The sequence below is a fragment of the Nocardioides currus genome (assembly GCF_003057875.1).
Lineage (GTDB): Bacteria > Actinomycetota > Actinomycetes > Propionibacteriales > Nocardioidaceae > Nocardioides > Nocardioides currus.
In genome coordinates this window covers 692,665-709,029 of record NZ_PYXZ01000001.1, presented here as the reverse complement: position 1 = coordinate 709,029, position 16,365 = coordinate 692,665, and the positions used below count along the sequence as shown (strand labels likewise).

The following is a 16,365-nucleotide window of genomic DNA, read 5'->3' as shown; positions in this document are numbered from 1 at the left end:
GATGCGCCGCTGGCTGACCCTCGCGCTCCTCGCCGCCGGCCCGGTCCTGGTGGTCGGGGTCTTCTTCGTGCTGCCGGTGAGCGGCATGGTCTCGCGCGGCTTCTTCGCCGACGGTGCGTTCGACCCCGGAGGCGTGCTCGAGGTCCTGACGCGTCCGCGGGTGGCCCGGGTCGCGTGGTTCACGGTGTGGTCGGCGGCCGTGGCCACCGCGGTGGCCGTCGTGCTCGGCCTGCCGGCCGCGTTCGTGCTGCACCGGCTCGCGCTGCCGGGACGACGCATCGTGCGGGCGGCGCTGCTGGTGCCGTTCGTGCTGCCCACCGTGGTCGTCGGCGTGGCGTTCCGCCTGCTGCTCGGCGAGGGCGGACCACTCGGCTTCCTCGGCCTCGACGGCACCCCGGTCGCGATCGTCGCCGGGCTGGTCTTCTTCAACGTTGCGGTCGTCGTGCGCGCGGTCGGCGCCGCGTGGGAGTCGCTCGACACCCGGCCGGCCGAGGCGGCGGCCGCCCTCGGCGCTGCGCCCGCGCAGGTCTGGTGGACGGTGACGCTGCCCGCGCTGCGACCGGCGATCGTCGGCGCGGCGAGCGTGGTCTTCCTCTTCTGCGCGACGGCGTTCGGGATCGTGCTCACCCTCGGCGGGGTGCACTACGCGACGATCGAGACCGAGATCTACCTCCTCACCACGACGCTCTTCGACCTCCAGGCCGCGGCCGCGCTGTCCGTGCTCCAGATCGTGGTCGTGGTGGTGCTCCTCGGGCTCGCCGCCCGCCTCCGGTCCACGCCGGACGCGACGGCAGGACGCACGACCGCCCGCCCGCGGCGCGTCCGCTCCGGCGACCTGCCGGCGATCGCGGTGACCGTGCTCGTGCTGGTCGCGGTCGCGGCCCCGATCGCCACGCTCGTGGTCGGGTCGTTCCGCGCCGACGACGCCTGGTCGCTCGCCAACTACCGCGCCCTGACCGGCGTCGGCAGCAACCAGGCGCTGCTGGCCCCGGTCACGGACGCCCTGGTGACGTCGCTGCGCACGGCCGTCGACGCGACGTGGATGGCTCTGCTGATGGGCCTGTCCGTCGCCGTCCTCGTGACCCGCCGCTCGCAGACCCGCACGGAGCGTCGTGCGCGCGGCCTGCTCGACGGCTTCTTCATGCTGCCGCTCGGGGTCAGCGCGGTCACGCTCGGGTTCGGGTTCCTCATCACCCTCGACCAGCCGCCGGTCGACCTGCGCAGCTCGCCCCTGCTGGTGCCGATCGCGCAGGCCCTCGTGGCGCTGCCCCTCGTCGTACGCACCCTCGTCCCGGTCCTCGCCGGCGTCGACGACCGCCAGCGGCAGGCGGCCGCCTCGCTCGGTGCCTCGCCGTTCCGGGCCATGCTCACCGTCGACCTGCCCGCCGCGTGGAAGCCGCTGCTCGCGGCCAGCGGCTTCGCGTTCGCGGCGTCGCTGGGGGAGTTCGGTGCGACCTCCTTCCTCGCCCGTGACGAGCACCCGACCGTGCCGGTCGTGATCTTCCGGCTGATCGGCCACCCCGGCGAGCTCAACTACGGCATGGCGCTCGCGGCCTCCGTCGTGCTGGCGACGGCCACGGCCGTGGTGATGCTCGCGGTGGAGCGGCTCCGCGTGCCGAGCGTGGGAGCGTTCTGACGTGTTGTCGCTGACGGGCGTCTCGGTCGCCTACGACGGTGTCGTCGCCGTCGACGGCGTGAGCCTCGAGGTGCCCGACGGCTCCGTGCTCGCGGTCCTCGGCCCGTCGGGCTGCGGCAAGTCCACGCTGCTGCGCGCGATCGCCGGGCTCGAGCCGGTCCGGTCGGGCCGCATCACCTTCGACGGCGACGACGTCGGCCGGCTGCCGACCCACAAGCGCGGCTTCGCGCTGATGTTCCAGGACGGCCAGCTGTTCGGGCACATGACGGTCGCGCGCAACGTCGGCTACGCCCTGCGCCTGCGGCGCCGGCCCAGCAACGCCCGGGTCGCCGAGCTGCTGGCGCTGGTCGGCCTCGAGGGGTACGCCGACCGCCTCCCCGCCACCTTGAGCGGGGGCGAGCGCCAGCGGGTCGCGCTCGCCCGCGCGCTCGCCGTCGAGCCGCGCCTGCTGCTGCTCGACGAACCGCTCTCCGCGCTCGACGCCGGCCTGCGCGAACGGCTCGCGGTCGACCTGCGCGAGATCCTGCACGCCGCCGGCACCACGGCGCTGATGGTCACCCACGACCACGAGGAGGCCTTCCAGGTCGCCGACCGGCTGGCGGTCATGCGCGCCGGGCGCGTGGTGCAGGCCGGTCCGATCGCCGACGTGTGGGCCGCCCCGGTCGACGCCGAGACCGCGCTGTTCCTGGGCTACGCGCGGGTGCTGACCGGCGTCGCGGCCGACACCGTTCGCGCGGCTGCGGGCGATGCGCGGGCGGGGCGCGTCGAGGCCCTCGCCGTACGCCGCTCGGCCCTGGTCGCCGACGAGCACGGTCCGCTGCTGGGGACCGTCCGGTCCGCCCGGGCCACGCCGGAGCTGCTGCGGCTGGTCGTCGACGTCCGTGACGTCGGTCTCGTCGACGCCGTCGCCGACCGCGACACCCACTGGGGTCCGGGCGAGGACGTGCGCCTGCGGGTGGACCCGACCCGGACGGCCCCCATCCGGGGAATCTGACCGGCTGGACGGCGCTGCCTAGACTGACCCGCGTGTATCGCCCGGCCTATGCCCTGCTCGTTGGAGTCGCGTTCGTCACCGGTCTGCTCGCGGTCGTCGCCGCGTTCACCCTCGACCGGCGTCTGGTCGACCCCGAGGGCTTCCTCGGTCCGTCGTGGCTGCGACTGCCGCTGCTGGTCCTGGGCGCCTTCCTGCTCGACATGCTGCCGCGCACGCTGTGGGTCTCGCGACTGAACCCCAAGCTGATGCCCGACATCGTCAAGGACCGCGTCAAGACCCACTGGACGCGCGAGCGGATGACGCTGGTCGTGATGGGCCTGGTGTGCTTCTACATCACCTACGTCAGCTACCGGAACCTCAAGTCCTTCCTGCCCTTCATCACGGGCGACACGAAGTACGACCGCGAGCTCCACCTGATCGACCGGGTGCTGTTCTTCGGCCACGAGCCCGCCAACGTGCTGCACACGATCTTCGGCGCCGGCTGGACCGCGCACGTGCTGTCGTCGGTCTACCTGTGGTTCCTGCCCCTGGTCCCGCTGGCCCTGGCCGCCTGGCTGGTGTGGTCGCGCAACATCACCTTCGGCTACTGGTTCGCCACCTCGCAGTGCCTCGCCTGGACCCTCGGCACCGCGTCCTACTACGCGCTGCCGACGCTCGGCCCCGGCTTCCGCTACCCCTGGCTCTACAAGGACCTCCCCGACACCGGGTCGGGAGCGCTGATGGACTCCTTGTTCTACGCCCGCAAGGGCGTGCTCAGGGACGGCATCGAGGGAGCGGTGCAGTCGGTGGCCGGGTTCGCGAGCCTGCACGTCGCGATCACCCTGCTCGTCGCGCTGATGGTGCAGTACACCCTGCGCAGCCGGGTGCTCCACATCGTCTTCTGGGTCAACTTCGCGATCACCGTCGTGGCCACCCTCTACTTCGGCTGGCACTACGTCGCCGACGACGTCGCCGGCGTCGCCATCGCCCTCGTCTCCTTCTGGCTCGGTGGGTTGGCGAGCGGGCAGAAGTTCGACCGTGGGGGACTGGCGTCGCACCCGACCTCGACGACCTCGCAGGTCCCCGTCGACGCCGACTGACGTTCAGCAGCCCCGCAGGTAACGCCACCAAACACGCACTCCCGCCCCCACTGATGAGGGCGGGAGTGCGTGCTTCGTGGCGTTACCCGCCGATCCGCGAGAACTACATTGGTGTAGTTCGCAAGTCGACACGCCGAGGGGTCCCGTGAATTTTGTGAAAGTTGTTCCCTTTGGGGCGGGTGAGCACTAACGTGCCGCGAGTGTCATGGGTGAAAGGGAAGTCACCCATGGCCGTCTACCGCCAAGGGGAAACACCGTGCGAGCCCTGCCTGCGCCCAGATTCCGTCGAACGCCGATCCGCTGGATCATGGCGGCGACGCTGAGCCTGACCCTGTTCGTCGGTGGCGCCGCCACCGCTGCCGACGAGGACGTGCCGTCCGAGTCGGACGTCGCGGCCGCCCGGGAGGACGCCAGCGACGCGGCGCGTGACGTCGCGGCCGTGCGCGCCGACCTGGCCGTGGCCAACGAGCGCCTGCGCTCCTCAGCGGTCTCGGCCTCGCAGGCCGCGGAGGCCTACAACGGGGCCCGGTGGGCGGCCGACGAGGCGCGCGCCGCCGCCGCCGGCGCCGAGGATGCGGCCGCCGTCGCGCGCGCCGACGTCGCGCAGAGCAAGGCGGCGTACGCCGACGCGCTGGTCGACAGCTACCAGTACAACCCCGAGCTCCAGGGCTTCGCCGCCCTCGTCGAGGCCGACGGCATCGAGAACGTCCTCGACACGACCGCGACGATGCGGGCCACCGAGCAGGTCCTCGACAGCAAGTACGACTCCTACGAGGCGACCTCGACCATCGCCGTGGTCGCCGAGCAGGCCGCGCAGGACGCGCTGGCGAAGGCGGAGTCGCTGGAGGCGGACGCCTCGACCGCTCGCGACGCCGCCGCGGCCGCCGAGGAGCAGGCGGGCGCGGAGGCCGAGTCGATCGCCCGCGACAAGACCGACCTGATCGAGGAGCTCGCCGAGCTCCAGGGCATCAGCTACGCGCTGGCCGAGAAGCGCCAGTCCGCGCTCGAGAAGAAGGCCGCGGAGGCCGCGGCGAAGGCGGCGCAGAAGGCTGCCGAGGAGGCAGCGAAGGCCGAGGCCGAGGCAGCGGCGAAGGCCGCTGCCGAGAAGGCGGCGCAGGAGAAGGCCGCCCAGGAGGCCGCCGAGAAGGCTGCCGCCGAGAAGGCCGCGCAGGAGGCTGCGGAGAAGGAGAAGCAGAAGGCGACGCCGAAGCCGACCCCCACGTCGACGCCGACCCCCACGTCGACGCCGACGCCGACCCCGACGCCCACGCCGACCCTGACACCCACGCCGACCCCCACGCCCACGCCGACCCCCACGCCGACCCCGACACCCACGCCGACCCCGACGCCGGTCCCGACCCCCGTCCCGACCGTGCCGCCGGCACCGACCGGCGACCCGGCGGCCGCGATCGCCTTCGCCACCGCGCAGATCGGCGACCCCTACCGGTGGGGTGCCGCGGGGCCCGACAGCTGGGACTGCTCCGGCCTGACCGCCGGCGCCTGGGCTGCCGGCGGCAAGAAGCTGCCGCACTACTCGGTGGCGCAGTACACCGGGTCCACGCCGATCAGCGCCGCGTCGCTGGTGCCCGGCGACCTGCTCTTCTGGGGATCGAGCTCGAAGTCGTCATCGATCTACCACGTCGCGCTCTACGTCGGTGACGGCCAGATGATCCACGCGCCCCGCACGGGCCGTCCGGTCGTCAAGGAGTCGATGTACTCCTGGACGGCACCCAACTTCTTCGCCCGCCCCTGAGCGCGCGACGAGGCGTGACCGGTCTCAGCGCACCATGCTGTTGCCGTGCAGCGAGGCCAGTCGGGCCTTGACGCTGAGGAGCGTCTCGATGATGAAGTCCTCCCGGGCCTGGTCGAGGCGGCTGATCGGCACCGCGACGCTCAGCGCGTCGGTGGTCGAGCGGGAGAAGGGGAGGGCCACGCCGAAGCAGCGCACGCCCAGGCACGACTCCTCGCTCTCCATCGCGTAGCCGACCTGCTGCGCCCGGTCGATGATGGCGAGCACGGCATCGCGGTCGGTGGTGGCCTGCGTGGTGAGCGGCTCGATGTGGTGGGGGACCAGCTCGCTGCGCACCTCGAGCGGCTGCTCGGCGAGCATCGCCCGGCCGAGCGAGGTGGCGTACGCCGGCAGCCGACGGCCGACGGCCGAGTGCATCCGCAGCGGGTGCTTCGACTCGCGCTTGGCGGTGTAGATGACGTCGGGACCCTCGAGGCGCCCGAGGTGCACGGTCTCCTCGGTCGCCGCGGCGATCTCGTCCATGACGGCCGCCGCCTGCGCGAGCACCGGGTCGCCGTCGAGGTAGGCGGAGCTGACGGTGAGCGTGTGGATCCCGAGGCGGTAGACGCTGCCGGTCTGGTCGGTGTCGAGCCAGCCGCGGGCGCACATCGTGCGCAGCAGCGCGTGCAGGCTGCTCTTGGGGATCTCGAGGCGCTGGGCCAGCTGGAGCTGGGTGCCGGGCCCGTGCTGCGCGATGTCGTCGAGGAGGTCGAGGGCGCGTGCGGCGGACTTGACCTGGCCGGTGAGGGCCGCGGTTCCGTTCACCATGTTGTCCGTGCTCATCCGAGAGACCTCCTGATCGCTGTGGCACGACCATCTTCGCGCGCGAAGTGGACTGTACGCCACTGTCCACATATATGGACTGTCTTCGACCCCTTGACCGTGATAGGTGTCACAGGTACGGTTCTGGCAGTTCACATAGCGGAACATGATTCAGATACCGAGGAGATCCGTTGATCGACGTCAGATATTCCGCCTCACCCTCCAGCGTGGAGACGGCGACGAGCGCGGAGCTGCGCGACAACTTCCTGGTGCCCGGGCTGTTCCGCCCCGGCCAGGTGCACGGCGTCTACACGCATGATGACCGCCTGGTCATCGGTGGCGCCGTCCCGGCCGAGGGTCAGCTCGAGCTGCCGGCCTGGGACGTCATCGGCACCGACACCCACCTGGAGCGTCGCGAGCTCGGCGTCATCAACGTCGGCGGCGCCGGCCACGTGCTGGTCGACGGCGAGAAGTTCGAGCTGCACCACCTCGACGGCCTCTTCGTCGGGCGCGGCTGCGAGGTCGCCTTCGAGGGCGCCGACGCGGCGTTCTACTTCGTCTCCGCGCCGGCGCACGCGACGTACCCCACGACGCACCTGAGCCACCCCGAGGTCGAGCCCGTCGCGCTCGGCACGCCGTCGGGCGCCAACGAGCGCAGCCTCTACCGCTACGCCTGGGGCCAGGAGCTCGAGACGTCGGTGCTGCAGTTCGGCGTCACCGTGATCGCCGACGGCTCGGTGTGGAACACCTTCCCGCCGCACCTGCACGACCGGCGCACCGAGGTCTACCTGTACGTCGACCTCGACGAGGACGACCGCGTCTTCCACTTCATGGGCCAGCCCGGTGCGACCCGCCACCTGGTCATGCGCAACCGGGAGGCCGTCATCTCCCCGCCGTGGTCGATCCACTCGGGCGCCGGCACCGGCTCCTACGCCTTCATCTGGGCCATGGGCGGGGAGAACAACGCCTACACCGATCTCTCGCCGGTGGCGCTGGAGGACCTGTGACCGCACCGACGGCGGCCGAGCTGCGCTCGCCGTTCGACCTGCACGGCCGCTGCGCCGTCGTGACCGGGGCCGGCCGCGGCCTCGGCCAGGCGGTGGCGATCGGACTCGCGCAGGCCGGTGCCGACCTGGTCCTGCTGGGCCGCCCCGGCAGCCAGGACACCACCCGGGACCAGGTCGCCGACCTCGGTCGCGACGTCGAGGTCGTCGACCTCGACGTCAGCGACCACGACGCCGTCGAGCGCGTCGGCGCGCGACTGGTCGCCGACCGTCAGGTCGACGTGCTGGTCAACAACGCCGGCATCATCGACCGCGAGGACTCGGTTGCCGTCGACCGCGACGCCTGGCACAAGGTCCTCGACGTCAACCTCACCGGACTGTTCTTCCTGTGCCAGCAGCTCGGGCGCCCGATGACCGAGCGCGGCCACGGCAAGATCGTCAGCATTGCCAGCCTGCTCTCCTTCCAGGGCGGGATCCGCGTCGCGTCGTACGCCGCCAGCAAGCACGGCGTCGCCGGCATCACCAAGGCCCTGGCCAACGAGTGGGGCCCGCTGGGCGTCCAGGTCAACGCGATCGCGCCCGGCTACATCGCCACCGACAACACGACGGCGCTGCGCGAGGACCCGGAGCGCTCGCGCTCCATCCTCGAGCGCATCCCGGCCGGACGCTGGGGCACCGCCTCGGACATCGCCGGTGCGGCCGTCTTCCTCAGCTCGCCCGCCGCCGACTACGTCAACGGCCACGTCCTCGTGGTCGACGGCGGCTGGATGGCCCGCTGAGACCTGTTCCTCCTCCGACCCCAAGCCCCCCCCGCACCAGGTAGCACCAGCACCACCAGCAGCACCCGCACTCGGGCGGCACCACCCATCCCGTCAGTCCCACCCGCCGGTCCCCGGCACCGAAGAGAATGAGGATCGACCATGAAGCTCACCTCACGCCCCGCCGCAGCCCTTGTCGGTCTGTCGCTGGCGGCCATGGCCCTTGCGGGCTGCAGCGAGGAGGCCGGTGGAGGCGGTGGCGGCGACGCCTCCGCGTCCGGTGCCTGCGACCCCGCCGACGTCAAGCTGGTCGGCCAGGTGCGCAACGAGTCCAACCCCTACGAGGCCTCCTGGCTCGACGGTGGCGACGCGTTCGCCGAGCAGGTCGGCCTGACCCAGGAGCGGCTCACCTACGACGCCGACTCGACCAAGCAGCAGGAGCAGGTCAGCCAGCTCCTCGCCGGCGACACCGACTGCCTCGTCATGAACATCCTGCCCAACGGTGACTCCGACACCCCGCCGATCGTCGAGGGTGCGCAGGACGCCGGCGCCTACCTCGTCACGCAGTGGAACAAGCCGGCCGACCTCAACGTCACCGACTACGACCACTGGGTCAGCCACATCACCTACAACGGCGTCGAGTCGGGCAAGCAGATCGGCGACGCGCTGGCCGAGGCGATCGGCGGCTCGGGCGGCATCATCGCCCTGCAGGGCATCCTCGACACCGGTGCCGCCAAGGACCGCTTCGCCGGCCTCGAGGAGTCGCTGGCCGCCAACCCGGACGTCGAGCTGCTCGACGACCAGACGGCCAACTTCTCCCGCGACGAGGCCCTGGCCGTGACCAAGACGCTGCTCACCAAGCACGGTGACGACGTCAAGGGCATCTGGGCCGCCAACGACGACATGGCCCTCGGTGCGCTCGCCGCCCTCGAGCAGGCGGGTCGCGACGACGTCGCGGTCGTCGGCATCGACGCCGTGCCGGACGCGCTCACCGCGATCCAGGACGGCACCATGACCGCCACCGTCTCCAGCGACGGTCCGTGGCAGGGCGGCATCGGCCTGGCCATCGGCTACTGCGTGGCCACCGGCGAGCTGTCGGTCGACGACATCGGCGACGAGGACCGTGCCTGGTTCGCCGAGCAGTTCCTCATCAACTCCGACAACGTCGCCGACTTCAGCGCGCCGGAGACCGACGAGGCCGACTTCGAGTGCGACAACGTGTTCAGCCGCTCGCAGGGCGCGATTTCGTGACCATGACATCCCCCGTCGAGGACGTCGAGGTCGTCGCGGCGCGCCGCCCCCAGCCTCGGCGGGGGGTGTCGCTGCGAGACGCGGGTCCGCCGATCGCCCTGGTCGTGATCTTCTTGGTCTTCTCGGCCCTGAGCTCCGACTTCCGCACGATCGGCAACGTGCAGAACATCATGGACACGGCGGCGGTCCTCGCCGTCGTGACCTGCGGCATCACCTTCGTGCTGATGATGGGGTCGATCGACCTCTCCGCTCCCGGGATCATGGGGGCGTCCGCGATCGCGGTCGCCCTCCTGGTCGCCAACAACCGCAACGACAACGACCTCGGGCTCATCGGGATCCTCGTCGCCGTCCTACTCGCTGCGGCCCTCGGCTGCCTCAGCGGACTCGCGCTGGTCCTGCTCAAGGTGCCGTCCTTCATGACCACGCTGGGCGTCTCCGCCGTCGGTCTGGGCGTGGCGACGCTGATGTTCGCCGGCGTGCAGCCCAACATCAGCGACGCCATGCTGAAGGGCTGGGCCGTCGAGCGGTTCCTCGGGTTCGCCTACCTCACGTGGATCGCCGTCGGCTGCGTGCTCCTCGGCTACCTCGTCCAGCGCTACTCCCGCCTGGGTCGCTACGCGTTCGCCATCGGCGGCGCCGAGGAGGTGCTGGCCCTGTCCGGTGTGAAGGTGGCGCCGTACAAGGTCGCAGTCTTCACCCTGGCGGGCGCCTTCTACGGCCTCGCCGGCGTCATGGTGACCAGCCAGCTGAGCGCCGGCCTCGTCCAGGCCGGGAAGGGCTACGACTTCGCCGCCATCACCGCCGCCGTGGTCGGCGGCACCCTGCTGACCGGTGGCCGCGGCGGCATCCTGCACTCGGCCGTCGGTGTCCTGCTCATCACCGCGCTCACCAACGGCCTCGTCCAGGTCGGCGTCAGCCCCTACTGGCAGGGCGGTGTCCAGGGCCTCATCGTGGTCGCGGCGGTCGCCGCCGCGGTCGTCCCGCAACGTCGAAGGAACCAGGTGACCAAGTGATCGACGCCGAGCTGGAGCCGACGGTGACGCCGCTGTCGGCCGAGGTCCCCGCCCTCGAGGTGCGCGGCCTCGTCAAGCACTACCCCGGGGTCAAGGCCCTCGACGGGGTCGACCTCGTGGTCCGCCAGAACGAGGTCCTCGGCCTCGCCGGCGAGAACGGGGCCGGCAAGTCCACCCTCCTCAAGGCCTTGGTCGGGCTCGTGCGGCCCGACGCCGGTGAGATCTGGGTGCGCGGCAAGAAGGTCCGGCTGAAGAGCGTCGTCGACGCCGCCGACCACGGCATCGGCATGGTCTTCCAGGAGCAGTCGCTGGTGCCCAACCTCACCGCCGCCGAGAACATCGTCCTCGGCAGCGAGGGGCCCGGCGTGCGCCGCGGCATGTACCGCTGGAAGACGATGCGCAACCTCGCCCAGCAGCAGCTGGACAAGATCGGGTCCGACATCGACCCGCTGGCCCGCACCGACACGCTCACCTTCGCCGAGCGCCAGATGGTCGAGATCGCGAAGGTGCTGCGGATCGAGCAGCGCACGCAGTTCGCCCCGGTGATCATCCTCGACGAGCCCACCTCGGTGCTGGAGTCGAAGGAGATCGAGACCCTCTTCACGCAGGTACGCCGCCTGCGCGAGTTCGCCTCCGTCGTGTTCGTCTCCCACCGGCTCGACGAGGTCCTCGACGTGTGCGACCGCGTCACCGTGCTCCGTGGCGGCGAGTCCGTCGGCGAGGTCGCGGCGGCCGGCGCCGTGCCGGGTGACCTGCACCGGATGATGATCGGCTCGACGGGCTCCGACGACCACTACCACGGCAACGCGTCGCAGCGCTCCGGGGAGCCGCTGCGCCCGATGCTCGAGGTCCGCGGGCTGTCGGGCAAGACCTTCCGCGACGTCGACCTCGACGTGCACGCCGGGGAGATCGTCGGGATCGTCGGCGTCCACGGTTCGGGTCGCGAGGACGTGTGCCGCGCGCTGTTCGGGGCCGAGCCCACGACCGCCGGCGAGGTAAGCCTCGACGGCACCGTGCTCGAGCTGTCGGGCACCCGGGCCGCGTGCGCCGCCGGCATCGGCTACGTCCCGGCCGAGCGCAAGATCGAGGGCATGGTCGGGCCGATGTCGGTCGCCGACAACATGACGCTGACCAAACAGAAGTCGCGCTGCAACGGCCCGCTGATCGCGCCGAAGAAGCAGGCCACGCTCGTCGACGGCTGGATCGAGAGGCTCTCCATCCGCACGCCCCACCGTGGCACCGCCATCCAGCGACTCTCCGGTGGCAACCAGCAGAAGGTCGTGCTGGCGCGCTGGCTCGTGGCCGGCGACATCCGGCTGCTGCTGCTCGACCACCCCACCCGCGGCCTCGACATCGGGGCCAGGTCGGAGGTCTACCGCCTGATGCGCGAGCTCGCCAACAGCGGCGTCGCCACGGTCCTGCTCGCCGACAGCCTCGAGGAGGCGATCGGCATGTCCGACCGGATCCTGGTGATGAGCGACGGCCGCGCGACCAAGGAGGTCGCCTGCCCGGCAGGCGGCAAGCCGACCCCCCTCGACCTCGTCAAGGAGATGGTCTGAGATGTCCACCCCCGTCCTCGCCACCCCGGCCGCCGACCCCGCGGTCGTCAGCGGCGGTCCGACCGTGGGCCAGCGGCTGACGTCCTTCATGCCACTGATCGCGCTCGTCGCCCTGCTCGCCGCGCTGACGATCGCCGACCCCGACTTCCTGACCCAGCGCAGCCTCACCGCCGCCGTCCGCACCTCGGCGCCGCTGGTCGTGCTGGCTGCAGGAGCGACCCTGGTCGTCCTGTGCGGCGGCATCGACCTGTCGATCGCCGCGCTGTGCTCGCTCTCGACGGTGTTCTTCGCGATGTGGCTGCCCGACCTCGGCGGACTCACCGCCCTGGCCGTCGTCGTCGCGGCCGGCGCCATCGGCGCGGTGCAGGGCCTGGCCCACGTGCTGCTCCGCATCCCGTCGTTCATCGTCACGCTGGGCGGGCTGAGCATCTTCTCCTCGGTCGCCCTGGTGATCTCCGACGCCGGCCCGATCCGCGTCGTCGACCGGGACGCCACCAAGTGGCTCACGCTCTACGTCGGCGGGGTCGTGCCGATGGCCTTCTTCGTGGCCGTGCTCGTGGTGGCCGCGATCGCGCTGGTCCTGAGGCTCACCCCGGTCCAGAGCTGGATCACTGCGACCGGCTTCTCCGAGTCGGCGGCCCGCCTGGCCGGCACGCCGGTCGACCGGGTCAAGGTCGCGGCCTTCACCGTCTCCGGCGCCTGCGCCGGGCTGGCGGCCGTCATGCTCGTCTCCCGCAACTTCAGCGGCAGCCCGACGATGGCCGACAACCTGCTGCTCCCGGCGGTCGCCGCGATCGTCGTCGGCGGCACGGCCATCACCGGCGGCCACGGCAGCATCTGGCGTTCGCTCGTCGGTGCGCTCGTCATCACCCTGCTGCGCGTCGGCCTGCCGATCGTCGGCGTCCCGTCGGCGTGGGAGCAGATCCTGTACGGCGCGATCATCGTCGCCGCCGTCGCCCTGACCCTCGACCGCTCGAAGGTGCTGATCATCAAGTAGCGAGCACCGATCCCACGCACCCCCTCACCAGACACACCGCACCCGGAAGGCCTCTCATGTCCGAGAACTCCCAGCTCCTGCCCGCCGTCTCCTCGTTCCTCTCCTCGCCCCGCCAGCTCCTGATCGACGGCGAGTGGGTCGACGCCAAGGACGGCCAGACGTTCGACACCATCGACCCCGCCACCGAGGAGGTCCTGGTCAAGGTCGCCCAGGCCTCGGCCGTCGACGCCGACCGGGCCGTCGTGGCCGCCCGCAACGCCTTCGAGTCCGGCTCGCCGTGGTCCAGGATGACCCCCCGCGACCGCTCGCACCTGCTGTGGCGCATCGGCGACATGATCGACGAGCGCATCGAGGAGTTCGCGCAGCTCGAGTCGCTCGACAACGGCAAGAGCCTGGCGTCCGCCCGCGGCGACGCCGGGGTGGCCGCCGAGCTGTTCCGCTACTTCGCCGGCTGGGCCACCAAGATGGAGGGCACCACCATCCCGATGTCGGTGCCGGGTCGTGAGTTCCACGCCTACACCCGCCGCGAGGCGATCGGCGTCGTCGCCGGCATCGTGCCCTGGAACTTCCCGCTGACGATGGCCGCCTTCAAGGTGATCCCCTCGATCACCGCCGGCAACACGGTCGTCCTCAAGCCCGCCGAGCAGACCCCGCTCACCGCCCTCTACCTCGGCCAGCTGCTGCTCGAGGCCGGCGTGCCCGCCGGTGTCGTCAACGTGCTGCCCGGCTTCGGCGACGCGGGTGCGGCCCTCGTCGACCACGCCGACGTCGACAAGGTCGCCTTCACCGGCTCCACCGAGGTCGGCAAGAAGATCGCGGCCGGCGCCTCGAAGAACCTCAAGAAGGTCTCGCTCGAGCTCGGCGGCAAGGCTCCCAACATCATCTTCGACGACGCCGACCTCGAGGCGGCCATCGCGGGCGCGGCCCTCGCCGGCTACTTCAACGAGGGCCAGTGCTGCGTCAACGGCTCGCGCCTCTACGTCCAGCGCGGCGTCTACGACCAGGTCATCGAGGGCGTCGCCGCCGCCGCGAAGGCGATCAAGGTCGGCAACGGCTTCGACGCCGACACCACCATGGGCCCGCTGGTCTCCCAGGAACAGCACGAGAAGGTCATGGGCTACGTCCGGGGCGCGGTGGAGGACGGTGCGACCCTCGTGGCCGGGAGCCCGGACGCGGCCGCCGACCGCGGCTACTTCTTCTCCCCGACGCTCATCACCGACGTCACCGAGGACATGGCCGTGCAGACCGACGAGATCTTCGGCCCGGTCATCACCGCCATCCCGTTCGACACCGAGGACGAGGTCGTCGCCGCCGCCAACAACACCGTCTACGGCCTCGCCGCCGGCGTCTGGTCCAAGGACCTCGGCACCGCCCACCGTGTCGGATCCAAGCTGCGCGCCGGCACGGTCTGGCTCAACACGTGGCACGCCGACGACGTCACGCTCCCGCGCGGCGGCTTCAAGCAGTCGGGCTGGGGTCGCGAGCTCGGCTCGTTCGGCCTCGACGACTACACCGAGCTCAAGACCGTCATCGCCGAGCTCCGTTGAGCCTCCCCGACCAAGGAAGGTCGACTCCCACCGTGAACGCGACTGACGTCCTGGGTGGCCACCGGATCGTGCCGGTGGTCGTCCTGGACGACCCGGCCAAGGCCGACGCCCTCGGCGCGGCCCTCGTGCAGGGCGGCCTGCCCGTCGCCGAGGCGACCTTCCGCACGCCCGGGGCGGCCGCCGTGCTGCGCCGCCTCGCCGAGCGCGACGACCTCGTCGTCGGAGCCGGCACCGTCCTCACCGACCGCCAGGTCGACGAGGCGATCGAGGCGGGCGCGAAGTTCGTGGTCTCGCCGGGCCTCAGCGCAGCGGTCGTCCGCCGCTGCCAGGAGGCGGGCGTGCCGGTCGTCCCGGGGATCAGCACGCCCAGCGAGATCATGGCGGCCCTCGACCTCGGCCTCGACACCGTCAAGTTCTTCCCGGCGGAGGCCAACGGCGGACTGGCCACGATCAAGGCACTCGCCGCGGCGTTCCCGCAGGTGCGCTTCATGCCCACCGGCGGCATCACGCTCGACAGCGCACCGGCCTACCTCGCCCACCCGTCCGTCGCCGCAGTCGGCGGCAGCTGGATGGTCGCCGGCGACCTGCTCGCGGCCGACCGCTGGGACGAGGTCGCGGCCCGCTGCTCCGCCTCCACCGCCCTCTACGACGCACTGCAAGGAGCCCCCGCATGATCGAGACCAGACCGGCCGCCGAGTGCGAGTTCGACATCGTCGCGCTGGGCGAGGTCATGCTGCGCCTCGACCCCGGCGAGGGCCGCATCCGCACCGCCCGCCGCTTCGAGGCGTGGGAGGGCGGCGGGGAGTACAACGTCGCCCGCGGCATGCGCAAGGTGTTCGGCAAACGCGCGAGCGTCGTCACCGCGCTGGCCGACAACGAGATCGGCCACCTCGTCGAGAACCTGGTCATGCAGGGCGGCGTCGACACCTCGCTGATCCGGTGGGAGACGTACGACGGCATCGGACGCACCGTCCGCAACGGCCTCAACTTCACCGAGCGCGGGTACGGCGTCCGCGGGGCCGTCGGCGTCTCCGACCGCGCCAACACGGCCATCGCGCACCTGGCGCCCGGCAACGTCGACTGGGACGACCTCTTCGGCCGCCGTGGCGTCCGCTGGCTGCACACGGGCGGCATCTACGCCGCGCTCTCCGAGCAGGCCGCGGCCGTCGCCGAGGAGGCCATGGCGGCCGCGCAGAAGCACGGCACGGTCGTCTCGTTCGACCTCAACTACCGCCCCAGCCTGTGGGCCGGGATCGGCGGCACCGAGCGTGCGCGTGACGTCAACACGCGCCTGGCGGGCCACGTGGACGTGATGATCGGCAACGAGGAGGACTTCACGGCCGCGCTCGGCTTCGAGGTCGCCCACGTCGACGAGCACCTCAGCTCCCTCCCCATGGACAGCTTCGAGGCCATGGTCGGCACCGTTGCGGAGAAGATGCCCTGGTTCAAGGTCATCGCCACCACCCTGCGCACGGTCCACACCGCCAGCGACAACGACTGGCAGGCGATCGCCTGGTCGCCCGGGACGGGCGTGCTCTCGTCCACCCCGCGCGACCACCTCGGCATCTTCGACCGGGTCGGCGGTGGTGACGGCTTCGCCTCGGGCCTCGTCTACGGCCTGCTCGAGGGGGAGGACCTCCAGACCTGCCTCGAGCTCGGCGCCGCCCACGGCGCCCTCGCCATGACCACGCCCGGCGACACCTCGATGGCGACGGCGACGGAGGTGCGAGCGCTGGCCGGAGGTGGCAGCGCGCGCGTACGTCGCTGACGCACCCGCACCCCTGACGACCCGACACGCACCGATCCCTGCCGAGCCCTTCTGCGCTCCCGGCGGCGGGCCGGTGCGTGCTCGGCATTTCGTGGGCGATTCGCATATGTGGACGTTTGGCAAGAAGTGTTCACAAATCTGGACAGAGTTCTTGACTGTGGTGTGACGCCGGTCATACGTTCACTCCACCCCCGAGAGCGCTCCGACC

Annotated in this window: 14 protein-coding genes; 13 read left to right on the top strand and 1 reads right to left on the bottom strand. The window is 71.6% G+C overall.

Annotated features, from left to right (window positions below; genetic code table 11):
• The first annotated feature begins 1 nt into the window (after position 1).
• From C7S10_RS03395 to C7S10_RS03380, 4 genes are all read left to right on the top strand, one after another.
• Complete coding sequence (locus tag C7S10_RS03395; RefSeq protein ID WP_108342958.1) at positions 2-1,636, top strand: ABC transporter permease; 1,635 nt, start codon at positions 2-4, stop codon at positions 1,634-1,636.
• A gap of 1 nt (position 1,637) precedes the next feature.
• Positions 1,638-2,630: an ABC transporter ATP-binding protein gene (locus C7S10_RS03390; RefSeq protein ID WP_108342957.1), complete on the top strand. Its 993-nt coding sequence runs from the start codon at positions 1,638-1,640 to the stop codon at positions 2,628-2,630.
• Between the two features lie 32 nt (positions 2,631-2,662).
• Positions 2,663-3,709, top strand: coding sequence for a phosphatase PAP2 family protein (locus C7S10_RS03385; RefSeq protein ID WP_243395174.1), 1,047 nt, complete (start codon positions 2,663-2,665; stop codon positions 3,707-3,709).
• A gap of 307 nt (positions 3,710-4,016) precedes the next feature.
• Positions 4,017-5,462 (top strand): C40 family peptidase, encoded by a 1,446-nt coding sequence (locus C7S10_RS03380; RefSeq protein WP_108342955.1) that lies wholly within the window; start codon positions 4,017-4,019, stop codon positions 5,460-5,462.
• 24 nt (positions 5,463-5,486) lie between these two features.
• On the opposite strand, the gene C7S10_RS03375 is transcribed toward C7S10_RS03380, so the two are convergent.
• On the bottom strand, positions 5,487-6,281 hold the full coding sequence (locus tag C7S10_RS03375; protein WP_243395173.1) for an IclR family transcriptional regulator: 795 nt from the start codon (positions 6,279-6,281) through the stop codon (positions 5,487-5,489).
• A 206-nt stretch (positions 6,282-6,487) separates the two neighbouring features.
• On the opposite strand from C7S10_RS03375, the gene kduI reads away from it, so the two are divergent.
• The 9 genes from kduI to C7S10_RS03330 all read left to right on the top strand — a co-directional run bounded on the left by kduI (position 6,488) and on the right by C7S10_RS03330 (position 16,157).
• The gene (gene kduI / locus C7S10_RS03370; RefSeq protein WP_243395172.1) at positions 6,488-7,267 is read left to right on the top strand and encodes a 5-dehydro-4-deoxy-D-glucuronate isomerase; all 780 of its coding nucleotides are present in this window, start codon (positions 6,488-6,490) and stop codon (positions 7,265-7,267) included.
• Positions 7,264-8,043 (top strand): 2-dehydro-3-deoxy-D-gluconate 5-dehydrogenase KduD, encoded by a 780-nt coding sequence (kduD, locus tag C7S10_RS03365; protein ID WP_108342953.1) that lies wholly within the window; start codon positions 7,264-7,266, stop codon positions 8,041-8,043. The genes kduI and kduD overlap by 4 nt, the downstream gene beginning before the upstream one ends.
• Before the next feature lie 141 nt (positions 8,044-8,184).
• Positions 8,185-9,273 (top strand): sugar ABC transporter substrate-binding protein, encoded by a 1,089-nt coding sequence (locus C7S10_RS03360; protein ID WP_108342952.1) that lies wholly within the window; start codon positions 8,185-8,187, stop codon positions 9,271-9,273.
• Between the two features lie 2 nt (positions 9,274-9,275).
• Positions 9,276-10,286, top strand: coding sequence for an ABC transporter permease (locus tag C7S10_RS03355; RefSeq protein WP_243395219.1), 1,011 nt, complete (start codon positions 9,276-9,278; stop codon positions 10,284-10,286).
• A complete protein-coding gene (locus C7S10_RS03350; RefSeq protein ID WP_108342951.1) occupies positions 10,283-11,845 on the top strand; it encodes a sugar ABC transporter ATP-binding protein in 1,563 nt (520 codons plus the stop codon). Before C7S10_RS03355 ends, C7S10_RS03350 begins: the two co-directional genes overlap by 4 nt.
• Before the next feature lies 1 nt (position 11,846).
• Positions 11,847-12,842: an ABC transporter permease gene (locus C7S10_RS03345; RefSeq protein WP_108342950.1), complete on the top strand. Its 996-nt coding sequence runs from the start codon at positions 11,847-11,849 to the stop codon at positions 12,840-12,842.
• Between the two features lie 56 nt (positions 12,843-12,898).
• Positions 12,899-14,389: an aldehyde dehydrogenase family protein gene (locus C7S10_RS03340; protein WP_108342949.1), complete on the top strand. Its 1,491-nt coding sequence runs from the start codon at positions 12,899-12,901 to the stop codon at positions 14,387-14,389.
• A gap of 32 nt (positions 14,390-14,421) precedes the next feature.
• On the top strand, positions 14,422-15,063 hold the full coding sequence (gene eda, locus C7S10_RS03335; RefSeq protein ID WP_108342948.1) for a bifunctional 4-hydroxy-2-oxoglutarate aldolase/2-dehydro-3-deoxy-phosphogluconate aldolase: 642 nt from the start codon (positions 14,422-14,424) through the stop codon (positions 15,061-15,063).
• On the top strand, positions 15,060-16,157 hold the full coding sequence (locus C7S10_RS03330) for a sugar kinase (RefSeq protein WP_108342947.1): 1,098 nt from the start codon (positions 15,060-15,062) through the stop codon (positions 16,155-16,157). Before eda ends, C7S10_RS03330 begins: the two co-directional genes overlap by 4 nt.
• Positions 16,158-16,365 lie beyond the last annotated feature (208 nt).

Bases quoted from the DNA above. Each gene is read 5' to 3' on its own strand.
- C7S10_RS03330 (WP_108342947.1), top strand. From the start codon at position 15,060: ATGATCGAGACCAGACCGGCCGCCGAGTGCGAGTTCGACATCGTCGCG.
- C7S10_RS03355 (WP_243395219.1), top strand. From the start codon at position 9,276: ATGACATCCCCCGTCGAGGACGTCGAGGTCGTCGCGGCGCGCCGCCCC.
- C7S10_RS03360 (WP_108342952.1), top strand. From the start codon at position 8,185: ATGAAGCTCACCTCACGCCCCGCCGCAGCCCTTGTCGGTCTGTCGCTG.
- C7S10_RS03340 (WP_108342949.1), top strand. From the start codon at position 12,899: ATGTCCGAGAACTCCCAGCTCCTGCCCGCCGTCTCCTCGTTCCTCTCC.
- C7S10_RS03380 (WP_108342955.1), top strand. From the start codon at position 4,017: ATGGCGGCGACGCTGAGCCTGACCCTGTTCGTCGGTGGCGCCGCCACC.
- C7S10_RS03395 (WP_108342958.1), top strand. From the start codon at position 2: ATGCGCCGCTGGCTGACCCTCGCGCTCCTCGCCGCCGGCCCGGTCCTG.
- C7S10_RS03345 (WP_108342950.1), top strand. From the start codon at position 11,847: ATGTCCACCCCCGTCCTCGCCACCCCGGCCGCCGACCCCGCGGTCGTC.
- C7S10_RS03375 (WP_243395173.1), bottom strand. From the start codon at position 6,281: ATGAGCACGGACAACATGGTGAACGGAACCGCGGCCCTCACCGGCCAG.